Genomic DNA, 22,624 nt, shown 5'->3' with positions numbered 1-22,624 from the left:
GATTGGCCTGACCGCTCATCCGCTCGGCGCCGCCTGCCAGCTATCCCTGAGCGCAAAACCGGCATAGGCATCGCGCGATTCCCGCCAGCCCTTCTCGTCGATCGGCAGGGCGGCAAAAGGCCGCGCTCGACCTGGCCGGCGATCACCGCGAACATCGCGCGCGACGCATCCGGCAGGCTGTCAAAACGCCCGATCTCGCGCGACGTGCTGGATGGTCTGAGCAGGTCCGGGCGGTGTTTTTGATATCGGCGATGCTGCGGCGGAGCAACAGGCGAACGGCCTGGTCAAATTGCCCGATCGCGGCCAACGCCTCGGCTTCAGCCAGCAATTCGCGAGCTTCCTCTTCGGCGGGCTGCCAGATTTCATCCGCTGCTGCAGGCTTTCTTCTGCTCCATTGCTCGACATAGGGCGCCAATATGACCCAGATCAGCGTCAGAACGCCCGCGGCGAGCAGCAGCAGCAGCAATATCCGGATGACCGGCCACCCCGCGACCAACCCATCTGCAACGGGCCTGAGCGCTTCGCCCAGCCGGTCGAGAAAATCCGTCCACCATTGCGGCATGACCGGAGGCTCGGGTGCAGCGGCCGGTGTGAACTGGACATTCGCATCCGCGCGCACGTCCTTCCAGGCGAGGTCGAACGACGCGGTGTTACTGTCACCCTTTACTTGTACGTCCCTTGCCACAATGAAGATGTCGCAGAAACCGACGGATCGGGCAAGTGGCAAGATCGCTGTTTTGTTGCGCTTTACCTCCGCCGCAATTTATGACAACTTGACTCGATATAGAAACCAGGGGGGAATATGATATGGCCGACGCAGCAGAGCATCTGGATATTGGACGGGTCCTGAACAACACTTTTGGTGTTATCATGCGCAATCCGCTGATTTTTCTCGGGCTGTCATTCCTGATTGTCGCTCTGCCACAGGCTCTTGTTCAACTGGCCACCGGCGCGGCAACCGCGAGCAGTGATCCGGATGCGATGATGGCGATGTTCAGTTCCCCGTCCCTGATTGCCGCATCCGCAGGTGGATGGCTGCTGGTCATGATATTATCGATTTTGCTGCAGGCCACGTTCATTATCGCCACGGTCAAGGATCTCAACGGACAACCGGTCAGCCTGGCCGATTGCATCGCTCAGGCTATCGGTAAATTTTTGCCCTTGATCGGTCTCGGCATAGTGATGACTTTGGGCATAATGGCCGGCATGATATTGCTGATAATCCCGGGCCTTATTCTGGCGCTGATGTGGATTGTTGCCTCTCCCGTGATGATGGCCGAGGACAAGGGGATCATCGATTCCCTGAAGCGCAGTGCGGAACTGACCAAGGGATCCAAGCGCTGGATCGTGCTCCTGTTCGTGGTTTACATCATTCTCTCGATGATATTGGGCATGCTCATGATACCGTTTGTCTTTGCCGGTCCCATAGCCATCATGCTGGTCGGACTGGTCATCAACACGCTGACTGGCGCGATACAAGGCACAGGGATTGCTGCGATCTATGTCGATCTTCGCATCGTGAAGGAGGGCGGCAATAGCGACGCATTGTCCGACATATTTGCCTGACCCCCGTTAATTCCGCCGGTACCGGCCCACAGATCTGTTGGCTTATGGGCCGTTTCGGCCTATAGGTTGCATATTGCTATTTAAAATCGGGTGAAAATTCCATGATCAAGCTGAACGTCAACGGTCGGGCCCGCGAGGTCGATGCCGACCCGGCGACGCCTATATTATGGGTGGTGCGCGAGAATCTGAACATGCCCGGCACCAAATTCGGTTGCGGCATCGCCCAGTGCGGCGCTTGCACCGTCCATCTCGACGGCGTGCCGGTGCGCAGCTGTTCGACGCCCCTTTCTGCCGCCGAAGGCAAGACGATCACAACCATCGAGGGCCTCGCCAGCGAGGACGGCACCTTGCACAAGGTCCAGCAGGCCTGGATCGAGGCGCAGGTTCCGCAATGCGGCTATTGCCAGTCCGGCCAGATCATGTCGGCTGTCGCGCTGCTGGAAAAAATCCCCGGCCGACCGACGCGCAGATCGACGAGGCCATGGCCGGCAATGTCTGCCGCTGCGGCATGTATGGCCGGATACGCAAGGCGATCAAGGCCGCCGCCGATATCGATCAACCCGCACAAGTGGAGGCGTAGATCATGGGCAAATGGTCAAGACGCGCGTTCATCGGAGCCGGCGTCGCAGCCGGTGGTGCTCTGATCGTCGGTGTTGCTGTCCGTCAGGGCAATCCGATCGACGAACTGGGTCCGCTGCTCACCAATGGCGAGAATGAACAGCTGCTCAACGCGTGGGTCAAGGTCGACACCGACAATGTCGTCACCGCCGTCATCCCGCATGTCGAAATGGGGCAGGGCGTCCATACGGCGCTGGCCCAGATGTTGGCGGACGAGATGGATGCCGACTGGAAAAAGGTCCAGATTCTCGAAGCACCAGCCGACATGCAATATGTATCCGATTCGATCGGCCGCGATTTTCTGTTTCCAAATCTGCAGGTGCCAGCGCTGCTAGAACCGACGGTCGCGGGCGGCATATTGGAACTGGCGCAGGCCATGGGTCTGCAGTTCACCGGCGGCAGCTATTCGGTGCGCGCCACCGGCCAGCGCGCGATGCGCACCGCCGGCGCTGCTGCCCGCGAAATGCTGGTGGCGGCAGCGGCGAGCGAATGGCAGGTTCCGGAAAGCGAGATCAGCACGGCAGACAGCATGCTCATCCATGCCAAGCGCGGCAAGTCCGAACCCTTTGCCGCATTTGCCCGCACCGCCGCAGAGCAAAGCCTGCCCGCCAAGCCTAAGCTCAAATCACCGGACAATTACAAGATCATGGGCCAGCCCAAGGCCCGCCACGATATTCCGGCGAAAGTCGATGGCAGCGCGATATTCGGCATTGATGCCGATGTCCCGGGAATGAAATATGCAGCGGTCAAGGCCCCTCCGGTCATCGGTGCCACGGTGGAATCGATGGATGCGACTACCGCCAAAACCATGCCGGGCGTGCTGCAAATCCTCAATATGGGCGATTTTGTCGCCGTGGTCGCCGACGGCTATTGGCAAGCGCAACAGGCGCTGAACAGCATCGACGCCCGCTACAGCAAAACCGAAGGCGATGGCCTTGATCAGGACGCGATCTTTGCCCGCTATGCCGCCGCTCTCGATGAAGCCGGTGAAGATGGCGGCGATATGCAGACCGAAGCGGGCGATGTCGCCAAGGGCTTTGCCGAGGCAGCAACCAAGGTGGAAGCCGAATATAAAGTGCCCTTCCTTGCCCACGCGACGATGGAGCCGATGAACTGCACCGCCTGGGTGCGCGACGGCAAATGCGATGTCTGGTCGGGCCATCAGGCACCGGTCAACGCGCGCCAGGCGGCCGCCGATGCCGCTGGTCTGCCATTCGAGGATGTGACCTATCACAACGCCTATCTCGGCGGCGGTTTCGGGCGGCGGTCCGACAATGATGCGATCATCATGGCAACGCGGATCGCCAAGGCAACCGGCTATCCGGTCAAGATGATCTGGTCGCGGGAAGAAGACACGGCGCAGGATCATTATCGCCCGTCGGCGACCAGTCGCTTCAAGGGCGGGCTCGACAAGGATGGCAAATTGATCAGCTGGGACAATATCCACACCCATCTGTTTGATCCCGCAGACGCGCCAACCGTGCCTTATTACAACATCGCCAGTCACAAGATTCGCAAGGTTGACGTGCCAATGCATCTGCGCTTTGGCCCCTGGCGCTCCGTCGATCACAGCCAGCACGGCTTTTTCATCGAATCCTTTGTCGATGAAATGGCCGATGCTGCCGGCAAGGACGGCTATGCCTTTCGCAGGGACCTTCTCGCGGGATCGCCGCGCCATCTGAAGGTGCTCGACACCGCCGCGAAAATGTCCGGTTGGGGTGGCGCTCTGCCCGAAAAACATGGCCGCGGAATCGCCTTTGTGCCGTCCTTCGGGTCGATTGTCGCACAGGTTGCCGAAGTCGACATGAGCGGGCCCAAGCCGAAGGTGACGAAAGTCTATGTGGCCGCCGATCCCGGCTTTGTCGTCAATCCCGACGGCTTTACCGCCCAGATGGAAAGCGGCATCGTCTACGGCCTGACCGCTGCGCTTTATGGCGACATCACGATCAAGGACGGCGCGGTCCAGCAGAGCAATTTCCACGACTATCCGATGCTCCGGATCGACGAGATGCCGGAGGTGGAAGTGGCGCTGATCAATGGCGATCACGAACGTCTGGGCGGTGGCGGGGAACCTAGCCTGCCACCCATTGCACCCGCTGTCACCAACGCGATATTTGCGGCCACCGGCAAACGGGTCCGCGAACTGCCCATTGCCAAGCATGATTTTGCCTGACCGGAGACCTGAAATGCTGCCATTCATCCGCGCCGTCGCTCTGTCTTCGCTGCTCGTCCTGACCGCCTGTGGCGCCGATCCCGCACCGGGACCGGTCGAACAGATCATTGTTCGCGAACCCGGCGCGGCCGCGGCCGCTGCTCCCGCCGAAGCGCCAGCCGATGCATTGCTGGCGGAAGGAAAAGCGGCTTTTGCCAATTGCGCTGCCTGCCATACACTCGAGCAAGGTGCGCCCAATGGCGTCGGTCCCAATCTCTTCGGGATTGTCGGGGCCGGGGCCGGCGAAGTTGCCGATTTTGCCTATTCGGACGCTCTGAAAGCCTCGGGCATCACCTGGACCGCCGCAGAACTGGACAGCTTCATCGCCGATCCCGCAGCCAAAATTCCGGGTACGACGATGGTGGCCGGCGCGATTGCCGACGCGGCAAAAAGACAGGCGGTCATCGCCTATATCGACAGCGTAACCGCCAATTGAACAAGAAGTCCGGCATGATGCTGGCGCTGTTGGCAGCCGGGCAATCCCGCCGGTTCGGCGATCAGGACAAGCTGGGCGCGCTGCTCGGCGACCGGATGCTTGGCCTGCACGCAGCCGCGACCGGCGCGGAAATGGGCTTTGTCGGCAAGCTGGTGATCGGTACCCGGGACCATGTCTGCGCCGCAGGCTGGCGCGACATGGGTTACGAAGTTCTGGACAATGACAAGGCCGCGCAGGGTCAGGCGACCTCTGTCCGGCTGGCCGCCGCCTGCGCCATCGACGCCGGGGCGAGCAGTCTTTGCATCATGCTCGCCGACATGCCCTTTGTGACGCGCGACCATATCGGAAAACTGGTCGAGGCATTTGACCAGACAGACGGAACGCGCACCGTCGCATCCGCGCGTGGCAAGCAACCGATGCCACCGGCGATCTTCCCGACCGACGCACTGGCAGAGTTACTGCAATTGCAGGGCGATACCGGCGCTCGAAAGCTGCTGCGTGATGCGATTCTGGTGGCGGGCAGCGACCGGCTGCTGACGGATATCGACACGCCGGACGATCTGGCGGAAGCCGACCAATACTTCCGGCAAGTCAGGTAGCGGCTTACTGAAACACGGTCAGTCGCGGTCCAGCCTCTGCCCCAGTTTCACGAAAAAGACGATCAGGAAAGGCACCAGCAGGAAGGACAGGACCACTTTCGCCGACCCCTGACCCAGCAGCAATTGCCCGATCGGGCGCTCCCCGTAAAAGGCGATGGTGATGAAGATGACCGTATCGACAAGCTGGGACAGGGCGCTGGCAATGGCCGCGCGCAGAGCCAGCATCCGGCCTTTCATCGCCGCCAGCCGGGAGAAGATATAGACGTTGAGAAACTGCGACACGCCATAGGCGATGATCCCGGCGAACATCAGCCGTGCCCCCTGCTCCAATATGATCGGAAAGGCTTCTTTCGCCGGTTCGTACATGCCCGGATCGGTCGGCAGCGCCAGCACGATCTGGATCAGGACGATGGCGGTGATCAGCGGAATGAAGCCAAGACGAACCAGCCGGTTGGCGACATCCCGGCCATGCAGCTCGGCCACCGAACTGGACAGAACCACCAGCAACAGGAACGGGAAAATACCCGCTTCCACCGCCAGCGGGCCAATCGCGACCTGCTTCGCGCCCAATATTCCGGCGATACAGGTCATGCCGCCATAGAGCACGGCAAAGACAAACAGGGATCGCGGGATGAGGTTGGTTTTCGATGTTTCGGTCATCACAACCGCCTAGCGCGATCGGCCGCGAAAAAAAGAAATAGTCACAACTGTGATTTTTTCTATAGGGGAAAGAATATCAAATGCAGCAGACTGCGGCCCCTCGTGTCGCGTCATCGGGGGATAATTTGCAAAGACTGGCAGTATATTGTGGTGCCAATGCCGGACAGGATCCGGCTTATGCCGAATCGACGGTTCTGCTTGGCCAGGCCATGGCGAAGCGCGATGTCGAGCTGGTCTATGGCGGCGGCAGGCTCGGCCTGATGGGGATTATTGCCGATACCGTGCTTGCCGAGGGCGGCCGCGTCCATGGTGTTATTCCCGAAATGCTGAAGGATCTAGAAGTCGCGCATACCGGTGTCACGGAGCTGCACATCGTCCAGAATATGCACGAGCGCAAAGCCAAGATGACCGATCTGACCGATGCCTTTGTCGCCCTGCCGGGCGGCGTCGGCACGATGGACGAATTGTTCGAGGCCTGGAGCTGGAACGCGCTCGGCTATCATAACAAGCCCTTCGCCATCCTGAACATCGGCGGTTACTGGGATTCGCTGATCGATTTTCTCGATACGATGTCGCAGCAGGGATTCGTCTCGGCCGAGCGGCGCAAGCATCTGATCGTCTCCGACAATATCGAAGACTGTCTCGACCGGCTCGCCGCTGCCTGCAACACTGAAACCGGCAGCTTTACCTGGTGAACCAGACCCGACATGAAATAGTGACTGGAAGAATCCGATGATACCGATCCTGACAAGCATTGCCGGCATGGCTCTGATCCTGCTGATTGCCCTCGCGCTGTCGACCGGGCGGAAAAATATCCGCTTGCGCGTGGTCGGTGCCGCTTTTGCGCTGCAGGCCGGGATCGCTGTGATCGTACTCTATATTCCCGCCGGCAAGCGGGTCATCGAGGCCATGGCCTTCGGCGTGTCCAATCTGCTCGGCTATGCATCGGCGGGCACCAATTTCATCTTCGGCCCGCTCGCCGACCCGTCGATTGGCGGCAACAGTTTTGCGATCGCCGCGCTGCCGGTGATCATCTTCTTCTCGGCGCTGATCTCTATTCTCTATTATCTCGGCATCATGCAGTTCATCATCAAATGGGTCGGCGGCGGCATCCAGAAAATTACCGGCATTTCCAAGGTCGAATCGCTTTGTGCCGCCGCCAATATCTTCGTCGGCCAGTCCGAATCGCCTTTGGTCATCCGTCCCTATCTCGCCAGCCTCACGCAATCACAGCTGTTCACCGTAATGAGCGTCGGCATGGCCGGTGTCGCCGGCACGATCCTCGCCGCTTATGCCGCAATGGGGATTCGCATCGACTATCTGCTCGCCGCCGCCTTCATGTCGGCACCGGGCGGAATCCTGATGGCCAAAATCATCATGCCCGACAATCCGGAAGACCCGGCTCCCGAAGAGCTGGTCGTCGCGGTGGAATATGAGGACGAGAAGCCCGCCAATATTATCATGGCCGCAGGCATGGGCGCGCAGACCGGCGTGAAGCTGGCGGTCGCCGTTGGTGCGATGGTCCTCGCCTTTGTCGCTCTGGTCGCGCTCGCCAATGGCCTGCTCGGCGGGATCGGCGGCTGGTTCGGCTATCCGGAACTCAGCTTCCAGCAAGTGATCGGCTATATATTCGCCCCGATCATGTATCTTATCGGCGTTCCCTGGGAAGAAGCGCTGAACGCCGGCGGCCTGTTCGGCACCAAGGTCGTGCTCAACGAATTTGTTGCCTTCATCGAACTGGGCAAGATGCAGGCGGGCATCTCGCCGCTGACCAATGCGATTGTCATCTTCGCCCTGTGCGGTTTCGCCAATTTCAGCAGCATTGCCATCCAGCTTGCCGTCACCGGCGGCCTCGCGCCCAACCAGCGTCCGGTGATTGCCCGGCTCGGCCTGCGCGCGCTGGCCGCGGGATCGCTCGCCAATCTGATGAGCGCGGCGCTTGCCGGCATCTTGCTGTCGCTGGCCTGATTCATCCCGATTGACAAAGAAACACGAGAGCGCATTTTAAGAGCATGACCCAGAACCCGGATACATTGGCCGCCGTTTCGCTCGCCATGGCGGACGAAGACAGCGACGCATTTGCCGAACAGATCGGCCGCAGCTTTTCAGACTGGGGCTTCGCGGTGGTCGCCGACCATGGCATATCCGACGATCTGATCGAACGCGCCGAAGCCATGTCACGCGCCTTTTTCGCTATGCCCGAAGAGGTGAAGCGAGCCTACCATATCCCCGGCGGCGGCGCGCCCGCGGCTATACGCCGTTCGGTACCGAAAGCGCCAAGGACAGCAGTATCAGCGATCTCAAGGAATTCTGGCATATCGGTCGCGACCTGCCGGCCGGCCACCCGTTCGAATCCTTCATGCCACCCAATATCTGGCCCAAGGAACTCGACGGGTTCCGGGAAACCTATCTCGAGATGTTTGCCGCCTTCGACAAGGCCGGCGCGCGCATTCTCGAGGCGATTGCCCGCTTCCTCGGCCTGGCACCGGATTTCTTCGTCGACACGGTGCGCGACGGCAATTCAGTGATGCGGCTGATCCACTATCCGCCGGTGCCGGAAGATTCGCCAGCGGTGCGCGCCGGAGCGCATGAGGATATCAACACGATCACCCTGCTGATCGGCGCCGAAGAAGCTGGCCTGGAACTACTCGACCGCAACGGCCAGTGGCGGTCGGTGACCCCGAAGCCCGGCGAGCTGGCGGTGAATATCGGCGACATGCTGCAGCGACTGACCAACAACCGCCTGCCCTCGACCACGCACCGGGTGGTCAACCCGGCACCGGAGCGGCGTGGCTTTTCGCGCTACTCGATGCCCTTCTTCCTGCACTTCCGCCCGGATTATTCGATCGAGACATTGCCGAGCTGCGTCGATGACACCCATCCGGACCTCTATCCGGAACCGATCACCGCGCACGACTATCTGATGCAGCGCCTGCGCGAAATCGGCCTGGCATGACCGCAACAGTCGTTGGCATCAGCGGCGGCAGCTGTTCCGGGAAATCGACCCTGACGCAGCTGCTGTTCGAAGCCCTTGGTCCCGATCGGTGTGTCATCCTGCCGCAGGACGACTATTTCTTCGGCCTCAGCGATGCGCCGCAAGGCAAGGGTGGGCCCAATTTCGATCACCCCAACGCAGTGGATTTTGAAAATCTGTGCGAACAGCTTGCGCAGCTCAAGAACGGCCAGGCAATCGATCGGCCGCTCTATGACTTCCCGACCCATATGCCGAAGGCGGAAACCCGGCGCACCGAATCACGCCCGGTCATTCTGGTCGACGGCATATTGATTCTGCAACACCGGCCGCTGCGCGAACTGCTGGACCTGAGCATTTTCGTCGAATGTGATTCCGACACCCGCTTTGCCCGCAGGCTCGAACGCGACGTGCGCGAAAGAGGACGCAGCGCCCAATCGGTGCGCGAACAATTTGCCAATCAGGTGGGGCCGATGCACGATCTGCATGTCGAACCGTCAAAGTCACATGCAGATATCGTGATAAATTCGCAACAGTGCCAATCCCACTATGAACAGCCGCTTCGCCTGATCCTGTCAAAAATATCAGTGCAAAATCAGTAAGCTAATCGAACCACTCACGCTGGATAGGGCCGGGCTGCCGCCAATTCAGCCGGGCAAGATTGCTGCGTTGCAAAAGTAAAATGCTGCATTGCGGCATTTCTCGTTTCAATTGAGATAAAACTGTCATTAATGGCCCCTAGGGCTGCTCGTGCTTTGGTCTGGCAGCGTATTAATTTTGCCAGCAATCACCATAAGACCATTTTTTAATGCGGTTCATGAACGGGGAAATCATATCATGAAAATCAAATATCTTCTGGCTGTCAGCGTTGTCAGCCTTTCTACAGCAGGCATTTTTGCCACACCGGCGGCGGCACAGTCCACCGGTACGCTGGATTTCGAAAATGACGTCATCATCGTCACCGGCGGCAGATCAAGCGATGTTGGCGGTGTAGAAATTCCCAACACGCCAAAGGCGAAACAGGTTCTCGAGGAAGAAATCATCCGGCGCCAGCGCCCGGGCCAGACGGTCAATGACATCGTAAACCTCGTTCCAGGCGTCAGCTTCCAGAATAACGATCCCTGGGGTTCTTCCGGCGGCTCGTTCACGATTCGCGGTTTCAGCGACGACCGTATTTCGCAGACGCTGGACGGTTTGCCACTCAACGATTCGGGCAACTACGCGCTGTACACCAACCAGCAGGTCGATTCGGAAATCATCGAGCAGGTTAACGTGAACCTGGGCGTAACCGACGTCGACAGCCCGACCGCTTCCGCAGTCGGTGGCACGATCAACCTTCGTACCCGCGAGCCGAGCGACGAATTCAAGCTCACCGGCACGCTTTCAACCGGCAGCACCTTTGCAAAAGGTGACAACGGCAACCGCGACCGTCTCTATGTTCGTGGCTTTGGCATGATCGATACCGGCGACCTTACCGGTTTCGGTACCAAGGCATTCGTTTCGGCAAGCTACACGCGCTACAACAATCCGTTCAACAATTACGGCATTGTCGAGAAGCAGCAATATAATGGCCGTATCTGGCAGGATATCGGCAGCGACGGCGACTTCATCGCTGTGGCCGGTCACTATAACGAAAACCGCAACAACTTCTTCGGTTCCTTCTCGCTGGACAGCTTCCCCACAACGAAGGCAGACCGCTTCTACGATATCAACTATCCTTGCACAGTCGACTTGCCACAAGCCGGCACCGCCCAGGTTGACAACAATTGCGGCGCAGAATTTGACCGTCGTTACAACCCTTCGAACACCGGCAATATCCGTGGCGCATCGCGCTTCACATTGACCGACGGTCTGGTGCTCTCGGTCGACCCAAGCTTCCAATATGTGAAAGCCAATGGCGGCGGTGACGAAGAGCTGCTCGAGCAGACCCGCAACGTAGGCGGCGTCGAAATGACCGGCTTCATCCGCGGACGTTATTATTTCGGTCGCGATCTCAATGGTGACGGCGATACGCTTGACGAAGTAACCGGCCACGATCCAAGCCAGACCCGCACCCGGCGTTTTGGCGTGATTTCGAACCTCTCCTATGAGCTCAACCCGGACCACCGTTTCCGTCTCGCCTATACTTATGACGATGCCAACCACCGTCAGACGGGCCAGACTTCGGTCGCTCTGCTCAACGGTGAAATCGCCGATGTTTTCCCGGTCAACGATGGCTTGGTGACGGTTGACGGCTTCGAACTCAACAAGCGTGACCGTCAGTCTTATGCAACCCTGCATCAGATTTCCGGTGAATATCGCGGTAATTTCGGTGACCTCACTGCGGTCCTCGGCCTGCGTGCACCATTTTTCACGCGCGAGCTGAACCAGAATTGCTACACGACCTCGGCCAGCGGCTTCCTCGATTGCATTGGTGGAACCAGTGCCGCCTATGAAGCAGCAAACCCATATGTGTACGATCCGGTGACCAACGATGCCAGCGGTTCGGCCCTGCCTACGTCGCGTACATATAAATATGACGACATTCTGCCGAATGTCGGCCTGACTTACGCTTTCGGAAGCGCATCGGTATTTGCCAACTATGCCAAGGGCCTCTCGGTACCGGCAACCGATCCACTGTATGACTCGCTCTACTTCCCTGAAGATGCGCCGGGCGTACAGCCGGTTCCGGAAACCACCGACAGTCTCGATCTCGGACTGCGTTACCAGACCGGTAATATCCAGGCCCAGTTCGCTGGCTGGTTCACGCGCTACAACAACCGTCTGGCCTCGGCCTATAACCCGCTTCTGGAAGAAACAATCTTCCGGAATCTGGGTCGCGTCGACAAATATGGTCTGGATGGTTCGATCGCATGGACACCCACACGCGACACAATGGTTTATCTCTTCGGTTCGATCAACGAGTCGGAAATCAAGGACAATGTCCAGACCGGCAATTGCACCGCAGACGATCTGACCGATGGCGTTGCGCAATGTACCGCTATTGGCGATCCGATCTTCGCCCTGACCGCAGGCAAGAACGAGAGTGGCGCTCCGCTGTGGACCGTTGGCGCCCGTGTGCAGCAGCGGTTTGGTGACTTTGAACTGGGTGCCCAGGTCAAGCACACCGGCAAACGCTGGGTGAATGACACCAACGAACGCTCTGTCGGTGGCTACACGCTGGTCGACCTCGACCTGCGCTGGACGATCACGCAGAACCCGTTCGGTGACGATGTTGCGCTTCAGCTGAACGTGACCAATCTGTTCGACGAACTCTATGTCGGCGGCTTTGGCGGCGACCTCGACGGCAACTCGCCGTTCGTGCAGATCGGTGCTCCACGCGCCGCTAGCATCTCGCTGATCTTCGGCTACTAAGCCGGAAAGCTCTCCGGCCCGGTGTGATCGATCATTGCACCGGTCCACAGGACAAAGGAAAACGGCGGTGCTGCAAAGCGCCGCCGTTTTTCATTGCGGCCTGCTCCGCCGCCAACGGGGAAATGCTACAGCCTCTACCGCGCAGCCATTTGGGGCCGAAGGCTCGGCAAAATTCAGACCGGATTTGACAGGCGCCCGGTGCTTGCGGGCACTGGGTCGCCAAGGTGGCTCTAGCGCGCTTCAGCCCGCAGCATCACTTGCTGGGCAACCATTTTCAGTTGGTCATTCACTGATTCGTCGGTGCAGATCCCTTGGCTGAATATCCCACCCGAGGCATTGATCCCGACACCCAGCGGAGTCGGCCAGCCACGCAGGGCGTGGACGATCGAACGCAACGCGGCAAGGGTGCTGCCCACCGCCTGCCAGCCGTAAGCCGTCACGATCAGTCCGATGGGCAAGCCATCCAGATAGACCCGATCATCGGTCGATGTTTCCTCGATATAGTCTATCGCGTTTTAACCAGACCCGAGATGGTGCCATGATAGCCCGGACTCGAAATCAGAAAACCGTCGGCGCGGCGTACCAGCTCGACAAGGTCCTTGCCGGTCTGGTTCAGACCGGCCGGATCCGACCGATAATGCGGCAACGCCATCAGACGGTCCGAACCGAACAATTCGGTTTCTGCTCCGGCCGCCTCGGCTGCCTGCAGGGAAATTGCCAGCGCGACTTCGGTCGAGGAGGACGGACTGGTGGTACCACCAATGCCAAGAATGAACGGTTTCTTTGTCTGTTTCACAAGGACGCCATAACGAGGGTTGGAGGGCAATTGCAACGGACTTTTGCAACAGAATTGTTTCTTAATTGACCGATTAAATTTGCGACATTATGACCGGTTGCAACGAGCGGGCCTCGAGCGCGCTCCCCTCTCCACCGACCAAAGGATTATCCCATGCGCCAATTTACCGAAGAACAGCATATGTTCCGCGATGCCTATCGCCGCTTCCTCGCCGACGAAGTCGCCCCCCGGATGGACGAATTCCGCGAAGCCGGGATCGTTGACCGCGAGATATTCAAGAAGGCGGGCGACCAGGGCTTTCTGATGATCTGGCCGGACGAGAAATATGGCGGCATGGGCGACAATGATTTCCGCTACGAGCAGATCATCATCGAGGAAACCGTACGGGCGGCTGCGCCGAATGGTATAATACGCTGCACAGCCGGCTGGTCGGACCCTATTTGCAGAATATCGGCAATGAAGAACAGCGCGAGCGCTTCCTGCCGAAATGCGTAAGCGGCGAGACGATCCTGGCCGTTGCAATGACCGAACCGGGTGCCGGCAGCGATCTTTCCGGCATGAAATCCATGGCAAAAGATATGGGCGATCACTGGCTGCTCAACGGATCGAAAACCTATATCTCCAACGGCATCAACGCGGACGTGGTCGTCGTCGCGGCCAAGATCGACGGGGTCGATGACAAGCACGCGATGGTGCTGCTGATCGTCGAGCGCGGCATGGAAGGCTTCGAGCGCGGACAGAATCTGGAGAAGATCGGCCTCCACGCGCAGGACACAGCCGAGCTGTTTTTCAACAATGTCAAAATCCCCAAGGAAAATACGCTGGGCACGCCGGGCAAGGGCTTCATCCATCTGATGGAAGGGCTGGCCGAGGAGCGGCTGATCGGGATGGTCGGCTATGCCGCATCGGCGCGGCGCGCTTTTGACGTGACGCGTGAATTTGTCATGGAACGGGATGTTTTCGGCAAAAATTGTCGGATATGCAGAATACCCAGTTCAAAATGGCCGAAATGGACGCAAAAATTGACATGTTCCAGGTCTATGTCGACCATTGTATCGACATCCACAACCAGGGCGGGCTGACCGCCAATATGGCCGCCAAGGGCAAGATGCTCGGCAGCGAGATCGAGTGGGAAATGGCCGATCTCGGGCTGCAGCTGCATGGCGGTGCCGGCTATATGAAGGAATATGAAATCAGCCGGATCTTCACCGACGCCCGGATGAGCCGCATCTACGCCGGCTCCAGCGAGATCATGCGCTACATCATCGGCCGCGACGTTTTCAGCCAGAAATATCAGAGCATTCTGGAATGAACAAATTTATCTTGGACGATAGTTCTACAGAATTTTTTCTCAGCGACTCGAAAGAGAATGATTGATATCATTTGAGTCATATGTTAATAAATTTGTCAAGTGGATTGGGAGAACCCGGTCGGCGTTATAGCCTCGGTGAGAGTCACCGGGGCTTTTCGCTTTTTATCCTGGATATATCTTTAACCCCCAGCCTTCATATCCGTTGCCTAAATTATCCCGACCGCCACTGCAAAAGAACTTTGTCTTTAAAACTTCAAACGCTCGGTTAGGCTGGTTGGGCCGGATATAGTGGATACCGATTGGTCGAGCCACTAAATCAGCGAGTTGTAGGCCGGCGGAATTAACCTTCTTATCAGCAAAAATGATTTTGAAGGGCAGCCTCCTTCCACCCGTGTTTGACCCAGCGCATATTCTACGAAACTCTAGTTCAAGCTCTTCATCTTCCTTTCTACCTCTTTTTCGAAGACAATGTGAGTTTCATAATCCTCTTGGCCTTTCTCGGTCAGCAGGTCTGCAAGTGTTTCTAGGCAAAACCCAAGCGCTACGTGATATGGATTAGACTGCTCCTTCTCATCTGCGCTAATTTTTCGTTTATCGATCAGACATGAAATGAGAATGAAGTTATTGTCGTCGATAACTCCAGTAAGCCTGTCCATAAACTGATTCTTATCAAATCGGTTACGGAACTTGAAAACTCCCAATTCTTTTCTGATATCTCGTTCGTGCAATATAACAATGTCATGCCCAAATTTGTCGAACTTCAGCCGCTCAACTGCGGACACAACATTTCGAACATAATTATCCTGATAAAAAACGCAGAATGCCAAGACAAATACCGGATACTTGTTATCTATTTTATCAAGTGAATGGTCACCACTTTCATCCACGTATACAATAAATTTGCTACGATTGTCTTGTTTTTATCGCCGCTTCTCTCCACCATAGATAAGCTGTAGCATCTCGTTTCCTCGATGAAAAGTTAGACTAGTACATCTTATTATACGGTTAGAGCGCATATTTTGTCAGTCCGTTAACTATCGCTTGATCTTGACGTTTACGTAAACTGCTTGACTGTGCTGCAGCGCACCATTAGCATTGCGCAATATTCTTTCAATTCTTCCAGCGAGAGGAACCCCAATGACCGAAGCCTTTATCTATGACGCAGTGCGATCCCCGCGCGGCAAGGGCCGCAATGACGGCGCCCTGCATGAAATCACCGCTCTCGATCTGTCGGCCCAGGTGCTGGCATCGATCAACGACCGCAACGAACTCGAGGGCCATGAAGTCGAAGACATCGCCTTTGGCTGCGTCTCTCCTGTGGGCGAGCAAGGTGCGGTCATCAGCCGCATGGCGGCACTGAAAGCCGGCTATGCCGACACCACCTCGGCAATCCAGGTCAACCGCTTCTGCGGGTCCGGTCTCGAAGCGGTGAATATCGCGGCGGGCAAGGTCTGCTCCGGCGAAACCGATCTGGCCGTCGGCGGCGGCATCGAATCCATGTCCCGAATCCCGATGGGCAGCGACGGTCTCGGCGGCATGGCCGACCCGACTCTCGTCTTTCAGGAATATTTCGTGCCGCAGGGCATTTCCGCCGATCTGATCGCTACCAAATATGGCTATAGCCGCGATGATGTCGACGCCTATGCCGTCGAAAGCCAGAAACGCGCTGCCAAGGCGTGGGACGAGAAACGCTTCGCCAAATCGATCCTGCCGATCCGCGACGTGATTGGTGAAGTCGTGCTCGACCATGACGAACTGATGCGCCCCGAAACCGATATGCAGTCGCTCGGTGCCCTCGGCCCCGCATTCCAGATGATGGGCGAACAGATGCCCGGCTTTGACGATGTTGCGATTCTCAAACATGCCGAGATCGAGAAGATCAACCATGTCCATCACGCGGGCAACAGCTCCGGCATCGTCGACGGTTCGGCCGCCGTATTGATCGGAAACGCAATGGCCGGCGAGAAATACGGTCTCAAGCCACGCGCCCGCATCATTTCGATGGCGTCCATCGGTTCGGAACCGACAATCATGCTCACCGGTCCGGAATTTGCCGCGAAAAAGGCGCTCGATCGCGCTGGCATGACCGCGAAGGACATCGATCTGTGGGAACTGAACGAAGCCTTTGCTGCCGTCGTCCTGCGCTTCATGGACGCGATGAATGTCGACCATAGCGATATCAACGTCAACGGCGGCGCGATCGCCATGGGCCACCCGCTCGGCGCAACCGGCGCGATGATCCTCGGCACCGCGCTTGACGAGCTCGAACGCTCCGGCAAGTCCACCGCCCTTTCGACGCTGTGCATCGGCGGCGGCATGGGTATTGCCACGATTATCGAGCGCGTGAACTGATTTTCGTCCTCCGCCCGAGCGGCGGAGCACAGGATGAGATAGTAAGGAACAGAATATGAGCTACGAAACATTTACCGTCGATATCGACAGCGACGGCATCGCCCTCGTCACCATCGACCTGCCCGGTCAGTCGATGAATGTCTGGAACCAGGCGCTGATCGCCGATTTCAAGGGATTCACCGAAGAGCTGATCAGCGATGACGCGATCAAGGGCGCGGTGATTACATCGGGCAAGAAATCCGGCTTCCTCGCCGGTGCCGATCTCAACATGCTCGGCGCATCGAAAGCCGACAGCATGGCCGAAGCTTTTGAAAGCGCATGGGAACTGAACGGCATGTTGCGCCGCATGGAAACCGGCGGCCATACGGCGAAGGAACTGCTCAAGGGCACCGCCCACGCCAAGCCGGTGGCCTGCGCGCTGAACGGCCTCGCCCTCGGCGGTGGTCTGGAACTGGCACTCGCCTGCCATTATCGTGTGTGCGCCGACCATCCGAAAATCCAGCTCGGCCTGCCCGAAGTGCAGGTTGGCCTGCTGCCCGGCGGCGGCGGCACGCAGCGTCTGCCACGTCTCGCAGGACTTCAGGCAGCAGGCATGGCGATCATGACCGGTCAGCCGATGAACCCGCAGGCTGCGCTCGCGCAGAAGATCGTCGATGAAGTCGTCCCGGCGGACGAAGTCGTTGCCAAGGCCAAAGCATGGGTCAAGGCCAATCCCAAGGCGACCGCGCCATGGGACAAGAAGGGCTATAAATTCCCCGGTGGCGCAGGATCGATGGATCCCCGCGCTGTGCCACTTTACCTCGGTTCCTCGGCCATCGCGCTGAAGCAGAGCAAGGGCAATTTCGAAGCGGTCAAGGCGATCCTGTCCTGCCTCTATGAAGGTTCGATGTTGCCGATCGACACCGCCTTGCGCGTCGAGAGCAAATATTTCACCAAGCTGCTCGCCGGCCCACAAGCCAAGAATATGATCCGCACCCTGTTCATCAACAAGCAGGCAGCGGAAAAAGGCGCGGCGCGTCCGAAAGGCGTTCCGCCCTCCGATCTCAAGACGGTCGGCGTTCTGGGTGCCGGCCTGATGGGATCGGGCATCACCCATGTCACGGCCAAGGGCGGCATGAATGTCATCGTCCTCGACCGCAATATGGATGAGGCGCAAAAGGCCATCGATTACAGCCAGAAGATCGTCGACAAAGGCGTGAAGCGCGGCAAGATGACGCAGGAAAAGGCCGACGCCTTCATGGCGCGGATCACCCCGACCGACAATTATGACGATCTGAAAGATGTCGACCTGATCATCGAGGCAGTGTTCGAACGGCCCGATGTCAAAGCCGACGTGATCAAGAAAACCGAAGCGGTTATCGGCAAGGATGTGGTCTTTGCATCCAACACCTCGACCCTCCCGATCACCGGCCTCGCCAAGAACAGCGAACGGCCCGACCAGTTTATCGGCATGCACTTCTTCTCGCCGGTCGAGAAAATGCCGTTGCTGGAAATCATCCCTGGCGCCGAAACCGGCGACAAGGCTCTGGCCGTTGCCCTCGATTATAACGCAAAGATCCGCAAGGTTCCGATCGTCGTCAAGGATGTCCGCGGCTTCTACACCAACCGCGTCTTCCCGCCTTATGCCAATGAAGCGATGCTGATGGTCGCCGAAGGCGTGAAGCCGGCGCTGATTGAAAATGCCGCCATCGCCATGGGCATGCCGATCGGTCCGCTCGCCGTGGTCGATGAAACAACCCTGCAGCTCGGCTATGACATCATGACCTCGACCAAGGAAGAAATGGGCGACGCCTATGTTCCGAGCGGTACCGAAGAGCTGATGGAGATCATGGTCAACAAGATCGACCGGCGTGGCCGGCGTTTTGGCGGTGGTTTCTACGAATATGCCGAAGACGGTTCGAAGAAATTGTGGCCCGGCCTTGCCGACCATTTCCCGCTGGCTGAAGAACAGCCGGATGTCGAAGAGGTCAAGCAGCGTTTGATGTTCATCCAGCTGATCGCCACTGCGCAATGTTTCGACGAGGGCGTCGTCTCCGACCCGCAATCCGCCGATCTCGGCGCGATCTTTGGCTGGGGCTTTGCGCCCTGGACCGGCGGTCCGATGAGCCATGTCGACACGATGGGCGTCGACAATTTCGTCCGCATCGCCGACAATCTCGCGCAGAAATATGGCGAACGGTTCAAACCGCCGATGAGCTTCCGCGAGAAAGCGGACAAGGGCGAGAGCTTCTACCAGGCAGCTTAAGTCTGACCAGAATGATATAAGAAAGAGCTCCTTCGGGGGCTCTTTTTTGCCTGCTACGAACGGCGTTTTGAAAGCGTATCGATCTTGTCGGAAAGCCGGTCGAGCTTTTGCGCCAGCTTGTCGATTGTTGCATTCTCCGCGCCGCCGCTGCCATCAACCGTGCCGTAATGCGACCGGAACAGCGCCACCATCTGCTCCACAACCGGCGCCTGCTCGCGGGCCTTGTGATCTGCGTCCAGGGTCATTTCGATGGACCGCCCGCTATATTCCAGACTGCCGTAGAATATATCACGCGCCTGCCAAAGCACGGCATCCTGCCGCAATTCTCCACGATCCTGGCCGCGTAGGAACAGCCGGTCAAAGACCGCGACATATTGCCGCAGATGATCGCGCGAGACGCTGACCTCGCTGTTGTTGCGCCGGAGCGCAAAGCTGAGATTGATGAAGTCGGCGTTCACGATCAGGATATTCAGATGATATTGCGCCAGCGCCCGCAAACGGTCGAAAAAGCCGTCTGCGGCGACTGACGCCATGACCGCTTCGGCTTCCCGGGTCAGCCCGTCCCAGAATTGCTGCAACACCGCGAGCATCAGCTCGGCCTTCGATTCATAATAGCTGTAGATCGTGCCTTCACCGATCTGCGCCCGGCGCGCTATTTCGGATACCCGCGCACCGTCGAAACCATGCTCGACAAAAACGGCGCGGGCGGCATCAAGAATCGCCCGTTCCTTGCGCTCCAGCTTGCTCCGCCGGGTTTCCGGATTGACCGCCTTGGTTGCCAAATTCTGTCCTCTATTGAGCTTGACTCGGAAATACCGAGTGCTATTCAAATAGCCTTTGCGGACTCGCCGTGTCAAATAGCGAATGGTCCGCTCGGTAAAATCGGAAAGAGGCGCTGCACCAATGCCCCAGTTCAAATCCAAGATCGCCACCGGTTCGGAAAGCTTTGCCCAGAATCGCAAGGATATGCTGGCGCTAATCGATCATTTGCGGTCGCTGGAAAAACGCGCGGTGGAAGCATCGGAAAAACGGCGACCGACCTTTGAAAAGCGTGGCCAGCTGACGCCGCACGAGAGACTGAAACGCCTGCTCGACCCCGGCATGCCGTGGCTGCAGCTTTATAATATGGCCAATTATCTGGTCGAGGACAGCAATCCCGACACCAGTATTCCCGGCGGCAGCGTGATATTGGGGATCGGCTTTGTCAAAGGCGTGCGCTGCATGATCTGGGTCGATGACAGCGGCATCCGCGCTGGCGCGGCGACAACCGGAGGCTGGGATGCCAGCAAGGGCGCGCAGAAAATAGCGCAGGATCTCAAACTGCCGTTCATCCATCTGGTCGAAAGCGCGGGCGCCAATCTGATGGAATATAAGGTCGAGCTTTGGGCCCATGGCGGCATGCTGTTCCGCAATCTCGCCTGGCTAAGCGCAGCGGGTATCCCGACGATGGTGGTGTTGCACGGTCCTTCGACCGCAGGCGGCGCCTATATGCCGGGCATGTCCGACTATGTGATTGGTGTTCGCGACAACGGCATGGCGGCGCTGGGCGGTGCGGCGCTGGTGCACGCGGCGACCGGAGAGGTGGCTGATGACCGCGAACTGGGTGGCACCGAAATGCATGCTTCGACGACGGGCAGTGTCGAATATCTCGCCGATGATGATGCCCACGGCATAGCCATTGCGCGCGAGACCATGGCCCGCCTCGACTGGAACAAGAATACCACGCCAATCCGTCGCAATGATTATGAAGAACCGGTCTATGATATCGACGAGATCGCCGGTGTAGTGCCGACAGATTATACCATCCCCTATGATGTCCGCGAAGTCGCGGCGCGGATTGTCGACGGTTCTGATTTCGAGGAATTCAAACCGCGCTATGGCCCCGGCACGGTCTGCATGCAGGCGAGCATCATGGGCCATGCGGTCGGCCTGATTGGCAACAACGGCCCGTTCGATCCGGAAGCGGCGGCCAAGGCCACGCATTTCTTCCAACTGTGTGACCAGTCCGAGCTGCCGATCATCTTTCTCAACAATACCACCGGCTATATTGTCGGGACAGAGTCCGAGCATAAGGGCATGATCAAGCTGGGTAGCAAGATGATCCAGGCCGTATCCAACGTCCGGGTCCCGAAACTTGCGCTCTATATCGGGGCGAGCTTTGGCGCGGGCAATTACGGCATGAGCGGCACCGCCTTCGAGCCCGATTTCCTGTTCAGCTGGCCCAATGCAAAAACCGGCGTTATGGCGGGCGCTTCGGCGGCCAACACGATGAGCCATGTCGCCCGGGTGCAGGCGAAGCGCAAGGGCGTGGAGCCCGATGAAGACGCGATCGCCAAGCAGGAACAGCGGATCAAGGATATTTTCGAAGCGCAGGAAAGCGCCTTCTTCACATCCGGCCGCGTGCTCGACAATGGCGTGATTGATCCGCGCGATACGCGCAAGGTGCTGGGCTTTGCGCTGGAGACGATCTTCGAGGCGCAGAACCGGACGCTGCATCCCAATGCTTTCGGAGTAGCGCGGATATGAGCGTCGTGGCGACATTCATGCCGTGCTCCGCACTTGATGCGGAGCTCTCGCGGCGCAACGCTGCCAACGCCAGGGCTCCGGCTCGGGGGCCGGAGCAAAGAACGGGATACAGGCTATGAGCAAATTTCCAGAAACCGAAACCCTCGAACTCGAACTCAAACAGGGCTGGCTCACCATCTGGTTCAACCAGCCCGAAAATCGCAACGCGCTGAGCGACGCGCTGGTGGCGGAACTGGCCAGTGTGCTGAAAAGCGTTCGCGACGATCGTGCAGTACGCGGGATCACCCTGCGGGGCCGCGGCGGTGTCTTTTGCGCCGGAGCGGATCTCAAGAATTTCAAAGAGAATTTCCAGAAGAGCGGCGACCGCGCGGCGATCATCAAGATGTCGAGCGGCGCAGCGGAGATTTTCGACCTGGTGAACAGCGCTCCCCAAGTCGTGATCGTGTTGATCGAGGGCGCAGCGATGGCGGGCGGCTTTGGTCTGAGCTGCTGCGCCGATGTCGTGATTTGCGAAAGCGGCGCACGCTTTGCAATGACCGAGACCGCCATAGGCGTTTCACCGGCCCAGATTTCGCCCTTCGTGATCCAGAAGCTCGGCTATGCCACCGGCCGCCGCTTGATGCTGACCGCTGCGCGTTTTGACGGAGCGGAAGCCCACAAGCTAGGTTTTGCAGATTTCATTGCCGATGATGTGGCGGGCCTTGAGGCGATCGAAATGCAGCTTCGCAAACAAGTGCTGGGCGCAGCTCCGGGTGCGGTGGCCGCGACCAAAGAACTGCTTGGACAGATTGCCGGAAAACCGCGCCACGAAGTGATCCGACTGGCCGCGGAGAATTTTGCCGATCGCATGGTCAGCGACGAAGCCAAGGAAGGCGTCGCCAGCTTCTTCGAGAAGCGCAAGCCAATTGGGTGGTGAAACCGGAATGAGAAATCAGCGCCTCTGCATAATCGTCATCCTGAACTTGTTTCAGGACCTT

At 58.4% G+C, this 22,624-nt stretch carries 19 protein-coding genes and 5 pseudogenes; 18 read left to right on the top strand and 6 right to left on the bottom strand.

Going from position 1 to position 22,624, the window contains the following annotated elements:
• Window positions 1–142: 142 nt before the first annotated feature.
• Window positions 143–727: a hypothetical protein gene (locus C8024_RS12035; RefSeq protein WP_173205477.1), complete on the bottom strand. Its 585-nt coding sequence runs from the start codon at window positions 725–727 to the stop codon at window positions 143–145.
• An 80-nt stretch (window positions 728–807) separates the two neighbouring features.
• Here C8024_RS12035 and C8024_RS12030 point away from each other — a divergent pair, with 80 nt between their 5' ends.
• The 6 genes and pseudogenes from C8024_RS12030 (at window position 808) to C8024_RS12010 (ending at window position 5,431) form a co-directional block, all read left to right on the top strand.
• The gene (locus tag C8024_RS12030) at window positions 808–1,566 is read left to right on the top strand and encodes a hypothetical protein (protein ID WP_173205474.1); all 759 of its coding nucleotides are present in this window, start codon (window positions 808–810) and stop codon (window positions 1,564–1,566) included.
• Window positions 1,567–1,667: 101 nt separating this feature from the next.
• Window positions 1,668–1,802, top strand: a pseudogene (locus tag C8024_RS23425) ((2Fe-2S)-binding protein); the annotation flags it as partial.
• Window positions 1,803–1,823: 21 nt separating this feature from the next.
• Window positions 1,824–2,146 (top strand): annotated as a pseudogene (locus C8024_RS12025) ((2Fe-2S)-binding protein).
• A gap of 3 nt (window positions 2,147–2,149) precedes the next feature.
• Window positions 2,150–4,357 carry a molybdopterin cofactor-binding domain-containing protein gene (locus C8024_RS12020; RefSeq protein WP_173205471.1) on the top strand — a complete coding sequence of 736 codons (2,208 nt, stop codon included), beginning with the start codon at window positions 2,150–2,152 and terminating at the stop codon, window positions 4,355–4,357.
• 13 nt (window positions 4,358–4,370) lie between these two features.
• Complete coding sequence (locus C8024_RS12015) at window positions 4,371–4,832, top strand: cytochrome c family protein (RefSeq protein ID WP_173205468.1); 462 nt, start codon at window positions 4,371–4,373, stop codon at window positions 4,830–4,832.
• Complete coding sequence (locus C8024_RS12010; protein WP_173205465.1) at window positions 4,829–5,431, top strand: NTP transferase domain-containing protein; 603 nt, start codon at window positions 4,829–4,831, stop codon at window positions 5,429–5,431. The genes C8024_RS12015 and C8024_RS12010 overlap by 4 nt, the downstream gene beginning before the upstream one ends.
• Before the next feature lie 18 nt (window positions 5,432–5,449).
• On the opposite strand, the gene C8024_RS12005 is transcribed toward C8024_RS12010, so the two are convergent.
• Complete coding sequence (locus C8024_RS12005) at window positions 5,450–6,091, bottom strand: queuosine precursor transporter (protein WP_173205462.1); 642 nt, start codon at window positions 6,089–6,091, stop codon at window positions 5,450–5,452.
• A 125-nt stretch (window positions 6,092–6,216) separates the two neighbouring features.
• Here C8024_RS12005 and C8024_RS12000 point away from each other — a divergent pair, with 125 nt between their 5' ends.
• The 5 genes and pseudogenes from C8024_RS12000 to C8024_RS11980 all read left to right on the top strand — a co-directional run bounded on the left by C8024_RS12000 (window position 6,217) and on the right by C8024_RS11980 (window position 12,416).
• Window positions 6,217–6,786 (top strand): TIGR00730 family Rossman fold protein, encoded by a 570-nt coding sequence (locus C8024_RS12000; protein ID WP_217272170.1) that lies wholly within the window; start codon window positions 6,217–6,219, stop codon window positions 6,784–6,786.
• Between the two features lie 40 nt (window positions 6,787–6,826).
• Window positions 6,827–8,059 carry a NupC/NupG family nucleoside CNT transporter gene (locus tag C8024_RS11995; RefSeq protein ID WP_173205496.1) on the top strand — a complete coding sequence of 411 codons (1,233 nt, stop codon included), beginning with the start codon at window positions 6,827–6,829 and terminating at the stop codon, window positions 8,057–8,059.
• 44 nt (window positions 8,060–8,103) lie between these two features.
• Window positions 8,104–9,047, top strand: a pseudogene (locus C8024_RS11990) (isopenicillin N synthase family dioxygenase).
• Window positions 9,044–9,664: a uridine kinase gene (udk, locus tag C8024_RS11985; protein ID WP_173205455.1), complete on the top strand. Its 621-nt coding sequence runs from the start codon at window positions 9,044–9,046 to the stop codon at window positions 9,662–9,664. Before C8024_RS11990 ends, udk begins: the two are co-directional and overlap by 4 nt.
• Window positions 9,665–9,899: 235 nt before the next feature.
• Window positions 9,900–12,416 (top strand): TonB-dependent receptor, encoded by a 2,517-nt coding sequence (locus C8024_RS11980; protein WP_173205452.1) that lies wholly within the window; start codon window positions 9,900–9,902, stop codon window positions 12,414–12,416.
• 230 nt (window positions 12,417–12,646) lie between these two features.
• On the opposite strand, the gene C8024_RS23420 is transcribed toward C8024_RS11980, so the two are convergent.
• Together C8024_RS23420 and C8024_RS23415 are read right to left on the bottom strand one after the other, a co-directional pair.
• Window positions 12,647–12,874, bottom strand: a complete 228-nt coding sequence (locus C8024_RS23420; RefSeq protein ID WP_367947305.1) for a hypothetical protein — start codon at window positions 12,872–12,874, stop codon at window positions 12,647–12,649.
• A 47-nt stretch (window positions 12,875–12,921) separates the two neighbouring features.
• Window positions 12,922–13,212, bottom strand: a complete 291-nt coding sequence (locus C8024_RS23415) for an NADPH-dependent FMN reductase (RefSeq protein WP_367947304.1) — start codon at window positions 13,210–13,212, stop codon at window positions 12,922–12,924.
• 153 nt (window positions 13,213–13,365) lie between these two features.
• On the opposite strand from C8024_RS23415, the pseudogene C8024_RS21700 reads away from it, so the two are divergent.
• The 3 genes and pseudogenes from C8024_RS21700 to C8024_RS21690 form a co-directional block, all read left to right on the top strand.
• Window positions 13,366–13,655, top strand: a pseudogene (locus C8024_RS21700) (acyl-CoA dehydrogenase family protein); the annotation flags it as partial.
• 78 nt (window positions 13,656–13,733) lie between these two features.
• A complete protein-coding gene (locus tag C8024_RS21695; protein ID WP_367947308.1) occupies window positions 13,734–14,294 on the top strand; it encodes an acyl-CoA dehydrogenase family protein in 561 nt (186 codons plus the stop codon).
• On the top strand, window positions 14,192–14,524 hold the full coding sequence (locus tag C8024_RS21690; RefSeq protein ID WP_367947303.1) for an acyl-CoA dehydrogenase family protein: 333 nt from the start codon (window positions 14,192–14,194) through the stop codon (window positions 14,522–14,524). The genes C8024_RS21695 and C8024_RS21690 overlap by 103 nt, the downstream gene beginning before the upstream one ends.
• Before the next feature lie 162 nt (window positions 14,525–14,686).
• On the opposite strand, the pseudogene C8024_RS23410 reads toward C8024_RS21690, so the two are convergent.
• Window positions 14,687–15,411 (bottom strand): annotated as a pseudogene (locus C8024_RS23410) (DUF3800 domain-containing protein).
• A 250-nt stretch (window positions 15,412–15,661) separates the two neighbouring features.
• Between C8024_RS23410 and C8024_RS11960 the strand changes: the two are divergent.
• A complete protein-coding gene (locus tag C8024_RS11960; RefSeq protein WP_173205449.1) occupies window positions 15,662–16,876 on the top strand; it encodes an acetyl-CoA C-acetyltransferase in 1,215 nt (404 codons plus the stop codon).
• Window positions 16,877–16,931: 55 nt separating this feature from the next.
• Window positions 16,932–19,121 (top strand): 3-hydroxyacyl-CoA dehydrogenase NAD-binding domain-containing protein, encoded by a 2,190-nt coding sequence (locus C8024_RS11955; protein WP_173205446.1) that lies wholly within the window; start codon window positions 16,932–16,934, stop codon window positions 19,119–19,121.
• A gap of 53 nt (window positions 19,122–19,174) precedes the next feature.
• On the opposite strand, the gene C8024_RS11950 is transcribed toward C8024_RS11955, so the two are convergent.
• Window positions 19,175–19,903: a TetR/AcrR family transcriptional regulator gene (locus tag C8024_RS11950; RefSeq protein ID WP_173205442.1), complete on the bottom strand. Its 729-nt coding sequence runs from the start codon at window positions 19,901–19,903 to the stop codon at window positions 19,175–19,177.
• Window positions 19,904–20,024: 121 nt separating this feature from the next.
• Between C8024_RS11950 and C8024_RS11945 the strand changes: the two genes are divergently transcribed.
• Window positions 20,025–21,647, top strand: coding sequence for an acyl-CoA carboxylase subunit beta (locus C8024_RS11945; protein WP_173205439.1), 1,623 nt, complete (start codon window positions 20,025–20,027; stop codon window positions 21,645–21,647).
• A gap of 115 nt (window positions 21,648–21,762) precedes the next feature.
• The gene (locus C8024_RS11940) at window positions 21,763–22,563 is read left to right on the top strand and encodes an enoyl-CoA hydratase/isomerase family protein (RefSeq protein ID WP_173205436.1); all 801 of its coding nucleotides are present in this window, start codon (window positions 21,763–21,765) and stop codon (window positions 22,561–22,563) included.
• Window positions 22,564–22,624 lie beyond the last annotated feature (61 nt).

This window comes from Sphingopyxis sp. BSNA05 (genome assembly GCF_013265645.1).
Classification (GTDB): domain Bacteria; phylum Pseudomonadota; class Alphaproteobacteria; order Sphingomonadales; family Sphingomonadaceae; genus Parasphingorhabdus.
The sequence above is the reverse complement of the archived record's forward strand: the minus strand, read 5'-3'. Positions and strand labels throughout refer to the sequence as shown.